The organism is Diaminobutyricimonas aerilata (genome assembly GCF_002797715.1).
Taxonomy (GTDB): domain Bacteria; phylum Actinomycetota; class Actinomycetes; order Actinomycetales; family Microbacteriaceae; genus Diaminobutyricimonas; species Diaminobutyricimonas aerilata.
Window position 1 is genome coordinate 1,328,586 of sequence record NZ_PGFF01000001.1, and the last position, 18,356, is coordinate 1,346,941.

At 71.5% G+C, this 18,356-nt stretch carries 15 protein-coding genes; 11 read left to right on the forward strand and 4 right to left on the reverse strand.

Translation table 11 applies throughout. The features are described from left to right. Window positions 1-103 precede the first annotated feature (103 nt). The 8 genes from melA to CLV46_RS06410 all read left to right on the forward strand — a co-directional run bounded on the left by melA (window position 104) and on the right by CLV46_RS06410 (window position 9,124). On the forward strand, window positions 104-1,426 hold the full coding sequence (gene melA, locus CLV46_RS06375; protein WP_100363999.1) for an alpha-galactosidase: 1,323 nt from the start codon (window positions 104-106) through the stop codon (window positions 1,424-1,426). Then, window positions 1,423-2,268 (forward strand): class II fructose-bisphosphate aldolase, encoded by an 846-nt coding sequence (locus tag CLV46_RS06380; RefSeq protein WP_100364000.1) that lies wholly within the window; start codon window positions 1,423-1,425, stop codon window positions 2,266-2,268. The genes melA and CLV46_RS06380 overlap by 4 nt, the downstream gene beginning before the upstream one ends. 86 nt (window positions 2,269-2,354) lie before the next feature. After that, window positions 2,355-3,680 (forward strand): extracellular solute-binding protein, encoded by a 1,326-nt coding sequence (locus tag CLV46_RS06385; RefSeq protein ID WP_100364001.1) that lies wholly within the window; start codon window positions 2,355-2,357, stop codon window positions 3,678-3,680. 34 nt (window positions 3,681-3,714) lie between these two features. Further along, a complete protein-coding gene (locus CLV46_RS06390; RefSeq protein ID WP_245866590.1) occupies window positions 3,715-4,665 on the forward strand; it encodes a carbohydrate ABC transporter permease in 951 nt (316 codons plus the stop codon). Then, window positions 4,665-5,549, forward strand: a complete 885-nt coding sequence (locus tag CLV46_RS06395; RefSeq protein WP_100364002.1) for a carbohydrate ABC transporter permease — start codon at window positions 4,665-4,667, stop codon at window positions 5,547-5,549. The genes CLV46_RS06390 and CLV46_RS06395 overlap by 1 nt, the downstream gene beginning before the upstream one ends. Window positions 5,550-5,592: 43 nt before the next feature. Beyond that, window positions 5,593-6,486: a carbohydrate kinase family protein gene (locus tag CLV46_RS06400; RefSeq protein WP_100364003.1), complete on the forward strand. Its 894-nt coding sequence runs from the start codon at window positions 5,593-5,595 to the stop codon at window positions 6,484-6,486. Then, window positions 6,483-7,418: a 1-phosphofructokinase family hexose kinase gene (locus CLV46_RS06405; RefSeq protein ID WP_157802249.1), complete on the forward strand. Its 936-nt coding sequence runs from the start codon at window positions 6,483-6,485 to the stop codon at window positions 7,416-7,418. Before CLV46_RS06400 ends, CLV46_RS06405 begins: the two co-directional genes overlap by 4 nt. Beyond that, entirely contained in the window at window positions 7,415-9,124 is a 1,710-nt protein-coding gene (locus CLV46_RS06410; protein ID WP_100364005.1) for a hypothetical protein, read from the forward strand. The genes CLV46_RS06405 and CLV46_RS06410 overlap by 4 nt, the downstream gene beginning before the upstream one ends. Before the next feature lie 3 nt (window positions 9,125-9,127). Here the strand turns inward: CLV46_RS06410 and CLV46_RS06415 are convergent, their stop codons facing one another. Next, a complete protein-coding gene (locus CLV46_RS06415) occupies window positions 9,128-10,198 on the reverse strand; it encodes a GNAT family N-acetyltransferase (RefSeq protein ID WP_100364006.1) in 1,071 nt (356 codons plus the stop codon). Between the two features lie 156 nt (window positions 10,199-10,354). Between CLV46_RS06415 and smc the strand changes: the two genes are divergently transcribed. Then, window positions 10,355-13,879 carry a chromosome segregation protein SMC gene (gene smc / locus CLV46_RS06420; RefSeq protein ID WP_100364007.1) on the forward strand — a complete coding sequence of 1,175 codons (3,525 nt, stop codon included), beginning with the start codon at window positions 10,355-10,357 and terminating at the stop codon, window positions 13,877-13,879. A 4-nt stretch (window positions 13,880-13,883) separates the two neighbouring features. On the opposite strand, the gene CLV46_RS06425 is transcribed toward smc, so the two are convergent. Genes CLV46_RS06425 through CLV46_RS06435 form a run of 3 tightly spaced genes read right to left on the reverse strand, consistent with a single transcriptional unit; the run spans window position 13,884 to window position 17,112 of the window. Further along, window positions 13,884-14,462 carry a histidine phosphatase family protein gene (locus CLV46_RS06425; protein ID WP_100364008.1) on the reverse strand — a complete coding sequence of 193 codons (579 nt, stop codon included), beginning with the start codon at window positions 14,460-14,462 and terminating at the stop codon, window positions 13,884-13,886. Between the two features lie 32 nt (window positions 14,463-14,494). Continuing rightward, window positions 14,495-16,147, reverse strand: a complete 1,653-nt coding sequence (locus tag CLV46_RS06430) for an alpha-amylase family protein (RefSeq protein ID WP_100364009.1) — start codon at window positions 16,145-16,147, stop codon at window positions 14,495-14,497. Then, a complete protein-coding gene (locus tag CLV46_RS06435; protein WP_100364010.1) occupies window positions 16,144-17,112 on the reverse strand; it encodes a TIGR03885 family FMN-dependent LLM class oxidoreductase in 969 nt (322 codons plus the stop codon). Before CLV46_RS06435 ends, CLV46_RS06430 begins: the two co-directional genes overlap by 4 nt. A 38-nt stretch (window positions 17,113-17,150) precedes the next feature. Between CLV46_RS06435 and ftsY the strand changes: the two genes are divergently transcribed. Then, window positions 17,151-18,026 (forward strand): signal recognition particle-docking protein FtsY, encoded by an 876-nt coding sequence (gene ftsY / locus CLV46_RS06440; RefSeq protein ID WP_100364011.1) that lies wholly within the window; start codon window positions 17,151-17,153, stop codon window positions 18,024-18,026. Beyond that, a complete protein-coding gene (locus CLV46_RS06445; RefSeq protein WP_100364012.1) occupies window positions 18,023-18,316 on the forward strand; it encodes a hypothetical protein in 294 nt (97 codons plus the stop codon). The genes ftsY and CLV46_RS06445 overlap by 4 nt, the downstream gene beginning before the upstream one ends. Window positions 18,317-18,356 lie beyond the last annotated feature (40 nt).

Sequence of the window (18,356 nt, forward strand, 5' to 3'; positions counted from 1 at the left end):
GGTGCATGCCGTCGGTCGCCGACTCGCGCAGCGAAAATGATCGATTCGACTAGTTGTCGCTCAGTGTATTGCGCGAAACGCGCAGTCTGTCCAGTATCGAGCCATGACCCGCATCCTGTTCATCGGAGCGGGCAGCGTCGTGTTCACACGCCAGCTGCTCACCGACCTGCTCCGTTTCGACGACCTGCCGACCCTCGACATCGTGCTGCACGACGTCGACCCCGAGCGGCTGCGCGTCGCCCGCGGCACCGCCGACCACGTCTCGTCCCGCCTGGGTCGCGCGGTGCGCGTCGAGGCGACCCTCGACCGCCGCGCCGCGCTCGCCGGCGCCGACTTCGTGATCAACATGGTGCAGGTCGGCGGCATCGACGCGACTCGGGTCGATCTCGAGCTGCCGGCGTCGTTCGGGCTGCGGCAGACGATCGGCGACACGACGGGGGTCGGCGGGGCGTTCCGCGCCCTGCGCACCTTCCCGGTGCTGTCGGCGATCGCGCGCGACATGCTCGAGCTCTGCCCCGACGCGTGGTTCCTCAACTACACGAATCCGATGGCGATGAACATCTGGTGGATGTCGGCCGTCGCGCCGCAGCTCAAGGCCGTCGGGCTCTGCCACAGCGTGTACTGGACGGTCAACGACCTGTGCGACCTCGTCGGGGCGCCGCTCGAACGCACCCGCTACCGGGCCGCCGGCGTCAACCACCAGTCCTGGCTCTACGAGTGGAGCCTCGACGGTGAGGACCTTTACCCGCGGCTGCGGGAACGGATCGCCGCGGATCCGGAACTCGAACGCCGCGTGCGGGTCGAGATGTTCCGCCGCATCGGGTTCTACCCGACCGAGACGAGCGAGCACAGCTCGGAGTACCTCTCCTGGTTCCTGCGCTCCGACGAGCAGATCGACCGGTTCCGGTTGCAGCCGCTCGAGTACCTCGGGATCAGCGAGCAGAACGTCGCGGAGTTCACCACCGCGCGGCAGGCCCTCGACTCCGGCGGCGACCTCGAACTGCACGAGGAGGGCGACGCGGCGGAGTACGCGCCGCAGATCATCCACTCGATGATCACCGGCACCGAGCGTGAGATCCACGCCAATGTCGTCAACCGGGGTCTCATCTCGAACCTCCCGGAGGGCGCCGTCGTCGAGGTGCCGGCGCGCGTCTCCGCGGACGGGATCGAGCCCGTGGCCGTCGGCGCGATCCCCGCCCAGGGCGCCGTGCACAACCGCACCTACCTCTCCGTCGCCGAACTGACGGTCGAGGCCGCCCGGACAGGCGATCGCGACCTCGTCAAGCAGGCCCTGCTCGTCGACCCCAACGCCTCGTCGACCCTCACCCCGGAGCGCCTCTGGGAGCTCGCCGACGCCCTGTTCGCGGCGCACGAGGGCGTGCTCCCCGAGAACCTCGGCGGTCGCGTCGAGCTGGTGCTGTCGTGAGCCTCGCGTCGACGGTCGAGCTCATCGCCGACGCGGTGACACGGGATCGCGCGGTCGCTGCGGTCAACGTCATCACCCTCGAGCACGCGGAGGCGATCGTGACCGGCGCGGAACGCGCGCAGCGCGGCGTCATCCTGCAGATCAGCCAGAACGCGGTGCGCTTCCACGGAGGGAACCCGCGTCCCCTCCTCGCCGCGTGCCGCGAGGTCGCGGCGGCCGCCGCCGTGCCGGTGTCGCTCCACCTCGACCACATCGACGACCCCGCGCTCATCGACACGGGCATCGACATCGCGCGCGAGCTCGGCCTCGGCTCGATCATGATCGACTTCGCGACGCTCGACTACAGCGGGAACGTCGCCGCGACCGCCGAGGCGGCCGCCCGCGCGCACGACGCCGGACTGTGGGTCGAAGCCGAGCTCGGCGAGATCGGCGGCAAAGACGGCGCGCACGCGCCGGGCGTGCGCACCGATCCCGAGGAGGCCGCGTCGTTCGTGGCCGCGACCGGCGTCGACGGACTCGCCGTCGCGGTCGGGTCATCGCACGCGATGCGCGACCGCTCCGCCTCGGTCGACCACGACCTCGTGCGCCGCATCGCGGCGATCGTGTCCGTGCCCCTCGTGCTCCACGGCTCGTCGGGCGTCTCGGATGCCGAGCTCGCCCGAGCGGTCGAGGCCGGCATCCGCAAGGTCAATGTGGGCACCGCGCTCAACATCGCGGGCACCGCGGCCACCCGCCGCCTGCTCGAGAGCCGGCCCGACCTCGTGGACCCGCGGCCCGTCGCGAGCGCCTCCCGCGACGCGATGGCCGAGGTCGTCGCGTCGGTGTGCGGGGTCGTCTCGTAACGACGTCCTCCCGCGCTCATCCGACCGCACCACCGGCTCCACCGCTCCACCGCTGCAGCAGACGAATCCGTTCGAAGGAGACACCGATGACCCGACACCCCCGCTCTCGCCGCCGACTCCGGCCGCTCACCGCCCTCGCGGTCGCCGCCACCGGGCTCCTCGGCCTCGCCGCCTGCACCGGCGGCCAGCAGGGCGCGACCGAACTCGACGAGGACGCCGACGTCACGATCGAGTTCTGGACGGGGCAGACCGACGAGGCGCACCAGCTGCTCGCCGATCTCGCCGCCGAGTTCGAGGAGGAGCATCCCAACGTGACGATCGACGTCTCCGAGGGCGCGTCGAGCACGGAGGAGCTGCTCCAGAAGCTCTCCGCCGGCTTCGCGAGCAGCAACTACCCCGACATGTCGTACTCCTTCGGCTCGTGGGCGAGCCAGCTCGAGTCCTCCAAGCGCACGCTCGACATCACCGAGCGCACGGAGGACCCGGACCTCGCCTGGGACGAGTTCAGCGAGGCGGCGCGGGCGACCGTGCGGCCCTCCGGCGAGAAGACGATCGGCTTCCCCGCCCTCGTCGACAACATCTCGCTCATCTACAACAAGACGGTCTTCGACGCCGCCGGGGTCGAGTACCCCACCGAGGACTGGGAGTGGGAGGACTTCCGGGAGGCCGCAGCGGCCCTCACCGACCCCACCACCGACACCTACGGCTACGCCTACTCCGTCTCGGGGTCCGAGGAGACCACCTGGCAGTTCTGGCCGCACCTCTGGCAGCGCGGTGGCGAGATCCTCAGCGAGGACGGTACGAAGGCGGCGTTCGCCTCGGACGCCGGCGTCGAGGCGCTCGAGTTCCTGCGCGGCATGGCGGTCGACGACGGCAGCGTCTACCTCGACCAGACCGACACCCGCTTCGCGCAGCTCTTCGCCGCCGACCGCATCGGCATGATGACGTCGGGGCCCTGGCAGCTGTACGACCTGAACACCGCGGGCACGCAGTACGGCGTCACCGTGCTGCCGGGCACGGACGGGGATCACCAGACCGTCTCCGGCCCCGACATCTGGGCGCTCTTCGACCACCAGGACGCCAACCGCGAGTACTGGGTCACCGAGTTCGCCGCGTGGCTCACCGCGGCTGAGCAGGACGAACGCTGGAACGTCGCCTACGGCAACCTGCCGCTGCGCACGAGCGAACTCGAGTCCGAGGCGTTCCAGGAGCAGGTCGCGGCGTTGCCGGGACTCGACATCATGGCCGCCAACGGCGAGAACGCGGTGAAGGCCCGGCCCACCGTGCCCGGCTACGTCGGACTGTCGGAGTCGATCGCCAACGCGATCGCCGAAGTGCTGCAGGGCCGGGGCGAACCGAAGGACGCCCTCGAGGAGGCGGCGGCCGAGGCCGACGAAGCCCTCGCCGATTGAGCGACCCGACGTGCCGAGGAAGGAGTCGACGACGATGAGCACCATGACGGTCCGCGGGCGGGGCGGTCGCGCCGACCGTCCCGCCGCGAGCGGCCGCCGACGCTCCCGCGTCGCGCGATGGCGTGAAGACCTCGGCGGATGGCTGTTCGTCGCCCCCGCGGCGGTCATCGTGCTCGGGCTGTCGATCTTCCCCGCGGGGTGGGCCTTCCTGCTCTCCCTCCAGGAGTGGGACGGCTTCAGCGAGCCGGAGTTCGTCGGCGGCGACAACTACGCCGAGCTCATCACCGACGCCGACTTCTTCTCCGCCGTGCAGCACACCGGCCTCTACACGGCCATGTTCGTGCCGATGTCGCTGTTCGCCGGGCTCTTCCTCGCCGTCGCGCTCAACCGCCGCATCCGGTTCATCGGGCTCTACCGCACCGCGATCTTCGTTCCGTTCGTGGCGTCGGCGGCGGCCACCGGCATCCTCTCGACCTACCTCTTCAGCCCGCAGTTCGGCCTCGTCAACAACGTGCTGCGTACGATCGGGCTGCCGGCTCAGGGGTGGCTCGAGGACGAGTCGCAGGCGATGTTCGTCATCGCCCTCATGTCGCTGTGGGGGCAGGCCGCGTTCACGACGGTGCTGTACCTCGCCGCCCTGCAGGACGTGCCCGGTGAGCTGCTCGAGGCCGCCCGCCTCGACGGGGCGAACCGCTGGCAGACGTTCTGGCGCGTCGTCTGGCCGCAGCTCGCCCCGGTGACCGTGTTCACTGCGATCTGGCAGACGATCGGGTCGATCCAGCTCTTCGACCTCGTCTACACGACGACCCGCGGTGGGCCCCTCGACGCCACGAAGACGATCGTCTACTACCTGTGGGAGCAGGCGTTCCGACGCCTCGAGTTCGGGTACGGATCCGCGGTCGCCTATGCGCTGTTCGGACTCACCCTGCTCATCACGATCGGCGTCGTCGTGTACTCGCGCCGCCGCGGAACGGAGGCGTTCTGATGGCCACGATCCTGTCGAACGCGGCGACGGCCGGCGCACGCGCCGCGGAGGCGCCCCGCCCGCGGCGGGGGAAGCGCCGCATGTCGGGATGGCACTTCGTGCTCGCTCCCGTCTCGCTGCTGTTCGCCATCCCCTTCGTACAGATGTTCCTCGCCTCGGTGTCGCCGGCGGCGGAGCTCATCGCCTATCCGCCGCCGTTGGTGCCGTCCCGCATCGACTTCGGCGGGTTCATCGCGCTGTTCACGACGACGGATGTGGTGCGCTGGCTGGCGAATTCGGTGATCGTGTCGCTGTCGGCGATCGTGTCGCACCTCGTGCTGTGCTCCCTCGCCGGGTACGGGTTCGCGCGACTGAAGTTCCGCGGTCGCACGACGGGCATCTTCCTCATCATCGCCACGATCATGATCCCCACCCAGCTGCTCATGATCCCGACGTACATCCTGTTCTCGCGCTGGGGGCTCGTCGACGGCCTGGGCGCCGCGATCGTGCCGTGGCTCGCGTCGGCGTTCGGGATCTTCCTGATGCGGCAGTTCTTCCTGTCGCTCCCGCCCGAGCTCGAGGAGGCGGGACGCATCGACGGAGGGAACCGCTGGCAGATCTTCTGGCACGTGATCCTGCCGCTCGCGAAGCCGGCACTGGCGACGCTCGCGATCTTCACCCTCTTGAGCTCGTGGAACGACCTCGTCTGGCCGCTCATCGCGATCAACAACGACGAGGCGTTCACCGTGCAGCTCGGGCTCGCGAACTTCCAGAGCACGCGGCGCACCCAGTGGGAGCTGCTCATGGCCGGCAACGTCGTCGCGACCCTGCCGCTCATCCTGTTCTTCCTGTTCGCCCAGAAGCAGTTCGTGGCGACCATGACGCTCACCGGGATGAAGGGATGACCGTGGGAGCAGTGACCCGGAACGGATCGAGAGGGGATCGGCGATGAGCGCACCGCACCCGGTGCTGGTCGTCGGCGACGCGAACGTCGACCTCGTGCTGCGCGGCGACGTCGTGCCGCGCTTCGGTCAGGCGGAGCAACTGCTCGACGCCGCGGACCTCGTGCTCGGCGGCAGTGCGGCGATCGTCGCCTGCGGGCTCGCCCGACTCGGGGTGCCGACCGCGCTCGCCGCCGTCGTCGGCGACGACGGGTTCGGGCGGTTCACCCTCGACGCGCTCACCGCCGCGGGAGTCGCGACCGACCGCATCCGCGTCGACCCGGTCGTGCCGACGGGCATCTCGGTGATCCTCTCCGGCGCGGACGACCGGGCGATCCTCACCCTGCCGGGCACCATCCCGACCCTGCGCCCCGCCGACGTCGCCCTCGGCGACGCGCGGTGGGTGCACGTCGCCTCGCCGTTCCTCATGCCGGGGTTCACCGAGTCGCTGCCCGACGTGCTGGCGGGACTGCGCGCCGCGGGCGCCGGGGTGAGCCTCGACACGAACTGGGACCCCACGGAACGCTGGAGCGGCGTCTCCGGCGCACTCGAGCACGTCGACGTGCTGCTGCCGAACCGCGCCGAGCTCGAGGCGATCTCGCGCGTGGCCGACCCGCTCGCCGCCGGCGTACGGCTCGTCGTGAAGGACGGCGCCGCGGGCGGCTGGTCGCTCGATCCCGCGGGGGAGCGCCACGCGGCACCCGGCCTCGAGATCGACGTCGTCGACACGACCGGCGCGGGCGACAGCTTCGATGCCGGCTACCTCGCCGCGATCGCGCACGGCGTGCACGATGAGCGCGAGCGGGTGCGCTGGGCGACGGTCGCCGGATCGCTCTCGACCCGGGCCGCCGGCGGAACCGGGGCGCAGGCCACCCTCGACGAGCTGCGGGCGCACCTGTGATCACGACGCTCCTGCTGAGTCCCGCGCTCGATGTCACCTACCTCGTCGACACGGTGGAGCTCGGCGCGATCCACCGGCCGCGCGAGGTGCTGCGCCTGCCGGGCGGCAAGGGACTCAACCTCGCGCGGGCGGCCGCGACACTCGGCGGCCGCGCGCGCGTCGTCGCGCCGCTCGGCGGCGGCATCGGCGACCTCGTCGCCCGGCTCGCCGCCGAGGCCGACGTGGAGATGATCGTCGTGCCGGCACCCGGGGAGACGCGCACGTGCGTGACGGTCGTCGGGGACGACGGAGTGCACACCGAGTTCTACGAACCCGCGACCGGCGTCGACGACGCCGCGCTCGAGGGCGTGCTCGCGGCGACGGCCGCCCTCGACGCCGGAGGCTGGACCGCCCTCTCGGGGAGCGTCCCGCCCGCGCTCGACCCCGCGCTGCTCGTCCGGCTGCTCGCGGACCGCGTCGCCGCGGGAGACCACGTCGCCGTCGACACGCACGGCTCCGCGCTCGCCGCCGTGCTCGAGGCCGTCCCGCCGGCGGTCGTCAAGATCAACCGCGCCGAGGCGAGCGGATACCTGGGCCGAGACGGGGACGCCCTCGCCCTCGCCGGCGCACTCCACGAGCGCACCGGTGGGCTCGCGGTGGTCACCGACGGGGTGCACGGCGCGGCCGCCGTCGACCGCACTCACGCGCGCCGCGCCGCGCCGTACCCGCACCCGGGCCGCTTCGCCGTCGGCAGTGGCGACAGCTTCCTCGCCGGGCTGCTCGTCGCACTGGAGGCGGGTGGCGACCTCGGCGACGCGCTCTCCCTCGCGAGCGCGGGTGCCGCCGCGAACACGGCACGACCGGGCGCCGCGTCGTTCACCGCCGACGATGTCGCGACGGCGCGTACGCTCGTGCGGGTGGAGACCGCCCCTCGACCCGCCTCCGCCGAGTGAGCCGACGCCGGGTGCCGCGCCGCATCGGCGCGGCCGCAGTGGTGCTGATCGGAGTCCTGATGGCCGGATGCACCTCCGCCGCCGATCCGCGGCCCACCCCGCCACCGGTCGACACCAGCGGCCCGCGGGCCGCGTTCGTCGACGCGCCGGCCGGCGCGTCCGTCGTCATCGACGGCGACGACTGGAGCCTGCCCCCGTGGGTGCGGCCCGCGGCGAACTCGGGATTCTTCTCGGAGGAGGCCTCCGAGGAGCACCGCGTGCTCGTGCGCTCGGTCGACCTCACCTGGCGCCAGCTGCAGCCGCGACGCGATGCCGCCATCGACCGCGCGGCGAGCGGCAGCGCTCAACAGCTCGAGTTCGCCTCGCTCCACGACCAACTCGCCGACCCGGGCGCCTTCTGGATGCGATTGTTCGCGAGCGGTGCGGACTGGGCGCCCGAGTGGATCGTCGACGAGTGCGGCGTGTCGACCTACGGACCGGACTACGACGGCATGGAGCACCTGCCCATCTGGGACGAGTGCGTGTGGGGGCACCTGCTCGACACCTACCGCCGCGTCTTCGTCGATGAGGGGCTCGCCGCGGATCCGCGGCTGCGCTTCGTCTACGTGCCCGGCGCCTTCACCTGGGCGGAGTTCGACTACGACATCGTCTCGGCCGCCGTCGAGACCGGTGACCTCGACGAGGAGGCGTACCTCGCCTGGTACTCCCACGCCTGGACCGACCTCGTCGAGCTCTTCGGCGACCAGGCGCACAAGCTCGTCTTCACGGGGGAGGACTACCCGTTCGGACCGTTCGGTGCCGCCGACGATCTGCTCGCCCGCGACGCCGTCGACGCCGGCATGGGCATCCGCACCGGCATCACGGAACTCGCGAACTTCCACCTCAGCGAAGCCCCCGCGTACGGCTCGGCGATCCAGCCCGACGGGCACCTCGTCGTGGACGAGTCGCTTCCCGTGCACAGCGGCCGGTTCGTCGTCGCGACCGAGAACGAGTGCTACACCGATTGCGGCTACGAGACCGACGAGCCGTACTACGCGGTGCGGCAGTCGAACCTCAAGGCGCTGCAATTGCGCACGAACTGGATCTATGTCGTGCCCGGGCCGTCGTACTTCGACGAGTACCCGGAGCACTGGGACTGGGTGCGGTTGTCGCAGGGGCAACGGCCGGAGACCTCGGCCGATGCCTGGGCCGCCTTCCGCGACGCGGAGGACACCTACTGGCGCGACGAGGCGGGCGAACGGTTCGCCGACCCGGCAGCCTGGGTCGATCGGCCGTGGGTACGCAACCTCGAACGGTGGCTCGTGCAGCGGGACGAACCGGGGTCGGTGGCCCACCGCACCGAGGTGGACGCGCACGTCGAGACGCTCGAGCCCGACAACGGCACCGCGTTCGAGGGGCTCTCCACGGCGGTCGCCGAGGGCGATACCGGCTTCGTGCTCGAGGTCGACGAGCGGTTCGCCGCGGCCGCAGGCGACCGACGTCTCGTGGCGAAGGTCACCTTCCTCGACACGGGCCGGGGCGGCTTCTCGCTCGACACCGCCTCCGGAGGCTCACCCGTCATCGAACGCGCGAACACGGGTGGGTGGCGCACCGCCACGGTCACCCTGCCGGGCCTCGGCGGAACCGCACGGTTCCGCATCGCGCTCGAGCAGGGCGCCGACGACCTCGTGATCCGTTTCGTCCGCCTCGTGCGGGCGGAGGGCTGAATCTCAGAGGTCCTTACGCCACGCGCCCTCGAACCCGATCGACACGAAGCCGACCGCCTCGTTGACGTCGAGCATCGGCCGGTTCTCCTCGGCGTTGAAGGTCAGCACCGAGGGGTGGCCGGGGCGCTCCTGCTCGAGGTGCAGCAGGTTCGCGATCTTCAGCACCATACCCAGACGGTGCCCGCGGTGCTCCCGCAGCACGAGCGTGTCGCCCTGCGTCACCGGCCGGTGCGGCTCCCGCGGCACATACAGCTGCGTGTAGCCGGCCAGGCGCCCGCTCGGCACGTGCTCGACCGCGGCGGTGAGCACCGTCGTCGGGCTCGCCTGCTCGCGCAACTCCTCCTCGTGCACGCGCTCGGCCGTCCACGGATCGGCGGGCTCTTCGAGGCCGGCGCTCGGCGCATCCGTCACCATCCGCGTGATGAGGTGCGCCATGTCGCCGAGCCGGTCGCCCGGGGTGGGGCCGGTCCAGCGCTCCACGCGGTAGTCGGTGCCGGCCCTGGCGGTCGCCGCGGCGAGGTGCGCCTCGAGGTCGGCTGCGGGCACCGGCAGCGCGAGCCGGCTGGCGCGGGCCACCTGCTCCAGCCGGTAGCCGCGGGCGAGCAGGAACCGCACCTCCGCGTTACCGGCGGGCACCGACCCGGAGCCGGTCGGCGGCACGAGCCGCTCGCCGGGTGCATCGGCGGACGGCGTGTAGACGATGAGCTTGCGGACGCCGCTTTCCGCCGCGACGCCCTCGACACGGTCCGCGAGCGCGGTTCCGATGCCGCGCCGACGGTACTCCGGCAGCACCTGCACGACCACCCACGCGGTGTCGGCGGCCTCGCCGAGGCGCGTCTCGAACATCGCCCGGGCGACGACCCGCCCGTCGACGCGCACACCGAAGAGCCGGTGCGGCTCGTGCTCGGACTGCCACCCCGGCAGCAGTTCCGCCGCCGTCCACGTTCCCTCGTCGGAGCCCCACACCTCCGCCTCGACGGCGTTGCGCACATCGACGGTCGCGATGAAATCGGCCGCGTCGGCATCCTCGATGCGGGCGGGGATGCGCAGTTCCTCGACGGTGAAGGCGGACATGCGGTGCGGCTCTCCTCGGAGGCGAATGGGATTCGGAAATCGGGCAGCCGACCAGGCTAGCGCCTCCGCGGTGCCGGGTCGAGGGTCGGGTACGCTCGACCCAGCATCCGGGCGGGACAGTCCGGCGAACCGCCGCACACATCGAGGGGAGGCCGCGTGTATCTGAAGAGCCTGACGCTCAAGGGCTTCAAGTCGTTCGCGCAGCCGACCACCTTCGCCTTCGAACCCGGCGTGACGTGCGTGGTCGGACCGAACGGCTCGGGCAAGTCCAACGTCGTGGATGCGCTCGCCTGGGTGATGGGGGAGCAGGGCGCGAAGACGCTCCGCGGCGGCAAGATGGAGGACGTCATCTTCGCCGGCACGGCGACGAAGGGGCCCCTCGGTCGCGCCGAGGTCGTGCTGACCATCGACAACTCCGACGGCGCCCTGCCGATCGACTACAGCGAGGTCACGATCTCGCGCACACTGTTCCGCAACGGCGGCAGCGAATACGCGATCAACGGCGAGACGTGCCGCCTGCTCGACGTGCAGGAGCTGCTGTCCGATTCGGGCCTCGGCCGCGAGATGCACGTCATCGTCGGACAGGGACAGCTCGACGCGGTGCTGCACGCCACGCCCGAGGAACGCCGCGGGTTCATCGAGGAGGCCGCGGGCATCCTCAAGCACCGTCGACGCAAGGAGAAGACCCTCCGCAAGCTCGAGGCGATGCAGACCAACCTCACCCGCCTCAACGACCTCGCCGGTGAGCTGCGCCGCCAGCTCAAGCCGCTCGGACAGCAGGCCGAGATCGCGCGCGAGGCGCAGTCGATCGCGGCGGTCGTCCGCGACGCCCGCGCGCGGCTGCTCGCCGACGAGGTCGTCGCGCTGCGCGCCGCGCTCGCCGACTTCGGGCGCAGCGAACACGAGCGCAAGAGCGAACGCATCGTGCTGCAGGAGCAACTCGACCAGGCGAAACTCCGGCAGGGTCGGCTCGAGCAGTCGATGACCGGCGACGCCGTCGACACGGCCCGGCGCGTCGCGTTCGGACTCGAGCAGGCGCAGGACCGCTTGCGGTCGCTGTTCTCCCTCGCCAACCAGAAGCTCACGATGCTCGCCCAGCAGGCCGAGGCCCCGGGCGCATCCGTCACCGTCACCGAGCAGATGGTGCAGGAGGCCCGCGACGAGGCCGCGCGGCTGCGTGACGACGTCGCGATCGCCGAGCAGGCCGTCGGGCGTGCCGCGGGAGCGACCGCCACCGCGAAGGCATCGCTCGATTCCCTCGACGAGGAGATCAGCGCGCAGAGCGCCCTCGTCTCGCAGCACGACCTCGAGGTCGCCCGACTCGTCAGCGCGGTCGAGGTCGCCCAGTCGCGGCTCGCCGCGACGCGGGGCGAACTGCTCCGGCAGCAGAACGCGCTCGAGCAGGCCGAGGCGCGGCGCGACTCCAACCGCGCGGCGCTCGACGAGCTCGAGGCCGAGGCGACCGAGGTCGAGCAGGGCGACGGCGCCCTCGACGCCGACTACGAGGCCGCCGAGAGCGAGGTCGCGGCTCTGCAGGCCGACATCGAGCGGATGCGCGACGAGCTGCACACCCATGAACGCGAGCGCGACGCCCTCGCCGCCCGTAACTCCGCGCTCTCGATGGCGGTGGACTCGAAGGACGGATCCACCGCGATCGCGTCGGTCACGGGTATCCGCGGCATCGTCGCCGATCACGTGCAGGTGCGCCCCGGGTACGAGGCCGCCATCGCGGCCGCCCTGGGTTCACTCGCCGAGGCCGCGCTCGCCGACTCCCGCGACGCCGCCTTCGACGCGGTGCGGCACGCCGCCGAGACCGACGCGGGCCGCGTCGAGGTCGTCATCGCCGACGCCCCGACGAACTCCGACCCCGTCAGGGCGGTCGACGGGGCCCTCCCCGCCGCCGGACTGGTCACCGCCCCCGACGGAGTGCTCGCCCTGCTCGCCCGTGTCGTCGTCGTCGACGATCTGGAGGCGGCCGCACGGGTCTGGCCGAAGCTCGACGACGGACTCACCCTCGTCACCCGCGAGGGCGACGTCGTCACCGCCGTCGTCGTACGCGGCGGCAGCGACGACGGACGCAGCCGGCTCGAACTCGTCGCCGAACGCGACGCCGCAGCGGAGCGGCTCGCCGAGGTCGCCACGACGATCGAGCGGGTGCGGTTCGACCTCGCGGAACTGCGGGGCGCACTCGACGCGGCCAAGCAGCGCGCCTCCGCCGCGCTCGCGGCCCTCCGGGCCTTCGACGCGGAGCTCTCCGCCCAGAGCGAGCGCCTCTCCCGCGCGCGGGTGCAGTTCGAGGCGGCGCAGGCCGAGTGGGAACGGATCGGCTCGGGTCTCTCCCGATCGACCGAGGCGGTCCGCGAGGCGGAATCCGCCGTGGCACGCGCCGAGGCCGCCCGCGACGAGCACGCCGCGACGCCCCGCCCGATGCTCGACGTCTCCGCACGGGACGGTCTCGTGGCCGAACTCGAGGCCGCACGTGCCTCGGAACTCGAGCAGCGCATCGCCCTCGAGACGATCCGCGAACGGGTGCGCGGCGAGGTCGCGCGCGCCGAACAGCTCGAACGGCGCCGCCAGGCCGAACGTCAGGCCGCCCAGGAACAGGCCCGGCTCACGGTGCTGCGTCAACGGCAGATCGCGAGCGCGACCCGGGTCGTCGAGGCGCTGCCTGCGGTGCTCGATGCGGTCGACCGCTCCGTCGCCGAGGCCCGCGTGCGGCTCGCGGCGGCCGAAGCCGAACGTGCCCAGCAGAACGAGGAGCTGTCGGAGTTGCGGCGCTCCGAGGCGGCCCTGCGCGAGCGTCTCACCGCCGTGAGCGACAGCGTGCACGGACTCGAGATGCAGATCTACGAGAAGAAGCTGCACCTGTCGAGCCTGCTCGAACGGGCCGGCAACGAACTCGGTCTCGTCGAAGACGTGCTCGTCGCCGAGTACGGTCCCGAGGTGCCGGTGCCCGACCCGGCGGGTCGCGCATCCGACGACCCCGACGCCGAGGTGCCGACCGTGCCGTTCGTGCGGGCGGAGCAGGAGGCGCGCCTCGCACGCGCCGAGCGCAAGCTGTCGCAGCTCGGCCGGGTCAACCCGCTCGCGCTCGAGGAGTTCGCCGCGCTCGAGCAGCGGCACAAGTTCCTCACCGAGCAGCTCACCGACCTGACGAACACCCGGCGCGACCTGCTCACGATCATCGAGGAACTCGACGGTCGGATGCGCGACATCTTCGCGGCGGCCTTCGATGACACGCGGGCCGCGTTCGACCGCGTCTTCCCGATCCTGTTCCCCGGCGGAACGGGGAGCCTGCACCTGACCGATCCCGATGACATGCTCACGACGGGCATCGAGGTGTCGGTGAAGCCGGCGGGAAAGAAGATCGAACGGTTGTCGCTGCTCTCCGGCGGGGAACGCTCGCTCGCCGCGGTCGCGCTGCTGATCGCGATCTTCAAGGCCCGGCCGAGCCCGTTCTACATCATGGACGAGGTGGAGGCGGCGCTCGACGACGCGAACCTCGGCCGGCTGCTGACGATCTTCGAAGACCTGCGCGAGTCGTCGCAGCTCATCGTGATCACGCACCAGAAGCGCACGATGGAGATCGCGGACGCGCTCTACGGGGTGTCGATGCGGCAGGACGGCGTGAGCGCCGTGGTGGGGCAGCGCGTCGCGACCCCGGCCGAGAAGGCCAGCTGAGGCGTCAGTCGGCGTCGGTCTCGGCGACCGCGACGAACGGCTCGCCGTTCACGGTGAGCACCTTCCACGCGTCACCGTCGAGCCGGAACGTCGACACGGCGCCGTTGCGGATGCCGTCGACGGGGCTCCCCGCGAGCGAGGCGAGGGTGTAGCGGATGATCGTCCCGTGGCAGACGATCACGACGTCCGCGTCCCCGTAGTCGTCCGCGATGCGGGCGAGGCCCGCCCGGCCGCGCTCGACGACCGACGGGATGGGTTCTGCGCCCGGGTATTCGCGGTCGGGCCAGCGGTCCATCGCCTCGGTCGCGTTGAACCCCTCGAGGGGCCCGTAATCGCGTTCGGTGAGTTCCTCGTACGCGGCGCCGAGCGGGACGCCCAGCCGGTCGGCGATGATCTGCGCCGTCTCGCGCGCCCGCGAGAGCGGAGAACTCACGACGGCGGCCCACTCGGTCCCGCGCACGACGTCGACCGCCTCGGCGGCCTGCTCACGTCCGCGTTCGTTCAGGGGGATGTCGCTCGAGCCCTGGAGTCGGTCTTCGCGGTTCCAGTCGGTCTGTCCGTGGCGGATGAAGGCGTAGGTCACGGGGATCCATTCTCCCGGGTCGTGGGCACCGGTCAGGACAACCGCTTGTCGGCGGCGCCGAGCACGCGCAACCAGTGGAAGCCGTACGCACCGAGCTCCACCTCGACGACCCCGGCGGCGTCGGGGTTGCGGGAACCCTCCGCGAGCAGATCCACGAGGCGTGTCGACTCGTCGACGTCGTCGAGGCGCAGACGGATGGTGCGCGGTTCCGCAGAGAAGTTGTGCACCGCGATCATGCGGCCCTCGGCTCCGTGCACGGAGTGGGCGAGTACCGCGGGATCGCCCGAGTCGAGCATCCGCAGTTCCCCCCAGCCGATCTCGGCCGAGGCGCGGTACCGCTCGATGAGCCGGCGGATGAAGTTGAGCATCGAGTCCGGATCGTGGCGCTGCTGCGACGCATTCACGTGCTCGGGCCCGAAACCGCCCTGGGTGACGTGCGGCGCGAGCCGGCGTCGGCGGGCGTTCGAGAAGCCGCCGTGCTCCGTCGGATTCCACTGCATCGCGTTGCGCACGGACGCGCGGCCTCCGGCGCTGAGCTCCTCGCCCATCCCGAGTTCCTCGCCGTAGTAGAGCACCGGCGTGCCGGGCAGGGAGAACAGCAGGCTGTAGACCAGGCGCAGGCGACGGGGGTCCCCGCCGAGCATGGGGGCGAGGCGGCGCACGATGCCGCGCCCGTAGACGCGCATGCGCTCCTCGGGGGCGAAGGCGTCGAACACCTCCTCGCGCTCCTCCTCGGAGAGCTTGTCGAGGGTCAGCTCGTCGTGGTTGCGCACGAAGTTCGCCCACTGGTTCTCCGGCGCGAGCGGCGGGCGGGCCGCGAGAGCCTCGGCGAGCGGGGTGGCGTCCTCCCGGGCGAGCGAGAGGAACATCCGCTGCATGCCGACGAAGTCGAACTGCATGCTCAACTGGTCGCCGTCGGGACCGCCGAAGTAGTCGAGCTGCTGCTCGTACGGCAGGTTCACCTCGCCGAGCAGGATCGCGTCGCCGCGTCGACGGGAGATGTACCGGGCGAGCTCGCGCAGGAACGAGTGCGGGCCGTCGACCTCGTCCGGGGCGACGAAGTAGGGCACCGCGTCGACCCGGAACCCGTCCAGCCCGAGCTCCAGCCAGAACCCGATGACCTTCGCGATCTCGTCGCGCACCTTCGGGTTGGCCATGTTGAGGTCGGGCTGGTGCTTGTAGAAGTTGTGCAGGTAGTACTGACCCGACTTCTCGTCGAGCTCCCACACGCCGTCCTGCTCGCCCGGGAAGACCGGTGCGGGCTGCTCCTTCGGCGGCTCGTCGCGCCACACGTAGAAGTCCCGGTACGGCGACTTGCGGCTCGACTTCGCGGCGAGGAACCACGGATGCCGGTCGCTCGTGTGGTTGACGACGAGATCGGCGATGACGCGCATGCCGCGGTCACGTGCCGTGCGGACCACCTCGACGAAGTCGCCGAGGTGCCCGTAGCGGCGGTCGATCGAGTAGAAGTCCGACACGTCGTAGCCGTCGTCCTGCTGCGGCGACGGGTGGAACGGCATGAGCCACAGGCACGTGACGCCGAGCTCCGCGAGGTAGTCGAGCCGGTGCGCGAGCCCCTCGAAGTCGCCGACGCCGTCGTCGTTCCAGTCCATGAACGTCTCGACGTCGAGGCAGTAGACGACGGCGGTCTTCCACCACAGGTCGCTCGTGTCGGTCAGTCTCACGCGTGCTCACCTCGCAGCAGCGGCAGGATGCGCGACCCGGCCGCGTCGATGAAGTCGGCGTTGTCCCGTCCGACGTTGTGCAGGTACACCTCGTCGGCGCCGAGGGCGACGTACTCGCGGATGCGGTCGGCGAGGGCGGCGGCGTCCGAGGCGATGATCACCGAGTCGGGCATCCGTTCGAGGGGTACGTCGCGCGCCGCCGCGTCGAAGTGCTCGGGGGTGTCGAGGTCCCAGCTGAGGGGAGGCGGGAAGACGTTCGTGCGCCACTGGTCGTGGGCGATCCGCAGCGCGGTGTCGTCGTCCGCGGCCCAGGACACGTGCAACTGCAGCACGATGGGTCCGCGTCCGCCCGCGTCGCGGTACGCGTCGACGACCTCGCGGGTCTTCTCGATCGGCTGATTGATGGTCGCGAGACCGTCGGCCCACGACGCGGCCCACGCGGCCGTCTGCGGGGTGACCGCGGGGCCGATGAGCGGAGGCGGCGTCTCGGGGCGGGTCCACAACCGGGCGCGGTCGACCGTCACGAGGCCGCGATGGGTGACCTCCTCCCCGGCGAAGAGCGCGCGCATGATGTCGACGCACTCGCGGAGCCGGGCGTTGCGTTCCGCCTTCGCGGGCCAGCGTTCGCCGGTGATGTGCTCGTTCATCGCCTCGCCGCTGCCGACAGCGACCCAGAAGCGGCCCGGGTACATCGACTCGAGCGTCGCCGCCGCCTGGGCGATGATCGCCGGGTGGTAGCGCTGTCCGGGGGCGTTCACGACACCGAACCGCCACGAGGTCGCCTGCAGGGCCGCACCGAGCCAGGCCCAGGCGAATCCGGACTCGCCCTGTCTCTCGCTCCAGGGGGCGAAGTGGTCGGAGCACATGCCGGCGTCGAAGCCGGCAGATTCGGCGCTGCGTACGTCGTCGAGCAGGCGCGCGGGCGGGATCTGCTCATGGGAGGCGTGGAATCCGTAGACCGTCATCGCAGAGAACCCTATTGCCGGTCGTCTAACCTGAGGGGATGGCCGAGCGTACCCCCTGGTCTCTCTCAGGAGCCCTTCGGGGCATGTTCACGAAACGTACGATCGACGAGACGACGTGGGAGGACCTCGAAGCCGCCCTCATCGGCGCGGACTTCGGTCCCGACGTGACCGATGCCGTCGTCGAGGATCTGCGGGCGAAGGTCGACCGCTACCGCACGACGGATCCGGCGGACCTCAAGCGGATGCTGCGCGAATCGCTCGAGGAGCGCTTCTCGAAGTACGATCCGACGCTGACCCTCTCGGCACGTCCCGCGGTCGTGCTCGTGGTCGGGGTGAACGGCGTAGGCAAGACGACGACGATCGGCAAGTTCGCCCGCTTCCTGCGCACCTTCGACCGCAGCGTCGTCGTCGGCGCGGCCGACACCTTCCGCGCCGCCGCCGTCGAGCAGCTCGCGACGTGGGCCGAGCGCGCCGGAGCCGCCGTCGTGCGCCCGCAGCACCAGGGCCAGGACCCGGCGTCGGTCGCGTACCAGACGGTCGAACGCGCGCAGCGCGAGGGCATCGAGATCGTGCTCATCGACACGGCCGGCCGGCTGCAGACGAAGGCGGGGCTCATGGACGAGCTCGGCAAGGTGCGCCGCGTGGTCGAGAAGCTCTCCCCGGTGGCCGAGGTGCTGCTCGTGCTCGACGCGACCACCGGGCAGAACGGGCTCGCGCAGGCGCAGGCGTTCATCGAGCACGCCGGGGTGACGGGCCTCGTGCTCACGAAGCTCGACGGCTCCGCTAAGGGCGGCTTCGTGCTCGCGGTGCAGGAGAAGACGGGCATCCCGATCAAGCTCGTCGGTCAGGGCGAGGGCATCAACGACCTCACGGGCTTCACCCCGCACGTGTTCGTGCAGAACCTGGTGGGATGACCGACCCCGCCGGCAGCCCCGGCCGCCGTCGCCTCGCGGCGCTCGCGGTCGTGTCGGCCGTGCTCGCCGCGACGGTGTTCACCGTGATCGTCACCTTCGACATCGGCGACGACCCGCTCCTCGCACGCTGGTTCTCCCCGCTGGGCATCGCCGCGACCGCCGCCGGGCTCGTCGCGGCGGCCCTCTCGGTGGGTGACCGGACGGCCCGCCCGGTCGCGGTCGTCGCGTTCGTGATCCTCGTGCCGTGCACCGTCGTCGCGGCGCTCGCCGTGGTCGCCCGCTTCAGCTGATCCTCGCGGCGGCAGCGAGCGCGGATCCGTCGTGCGACAC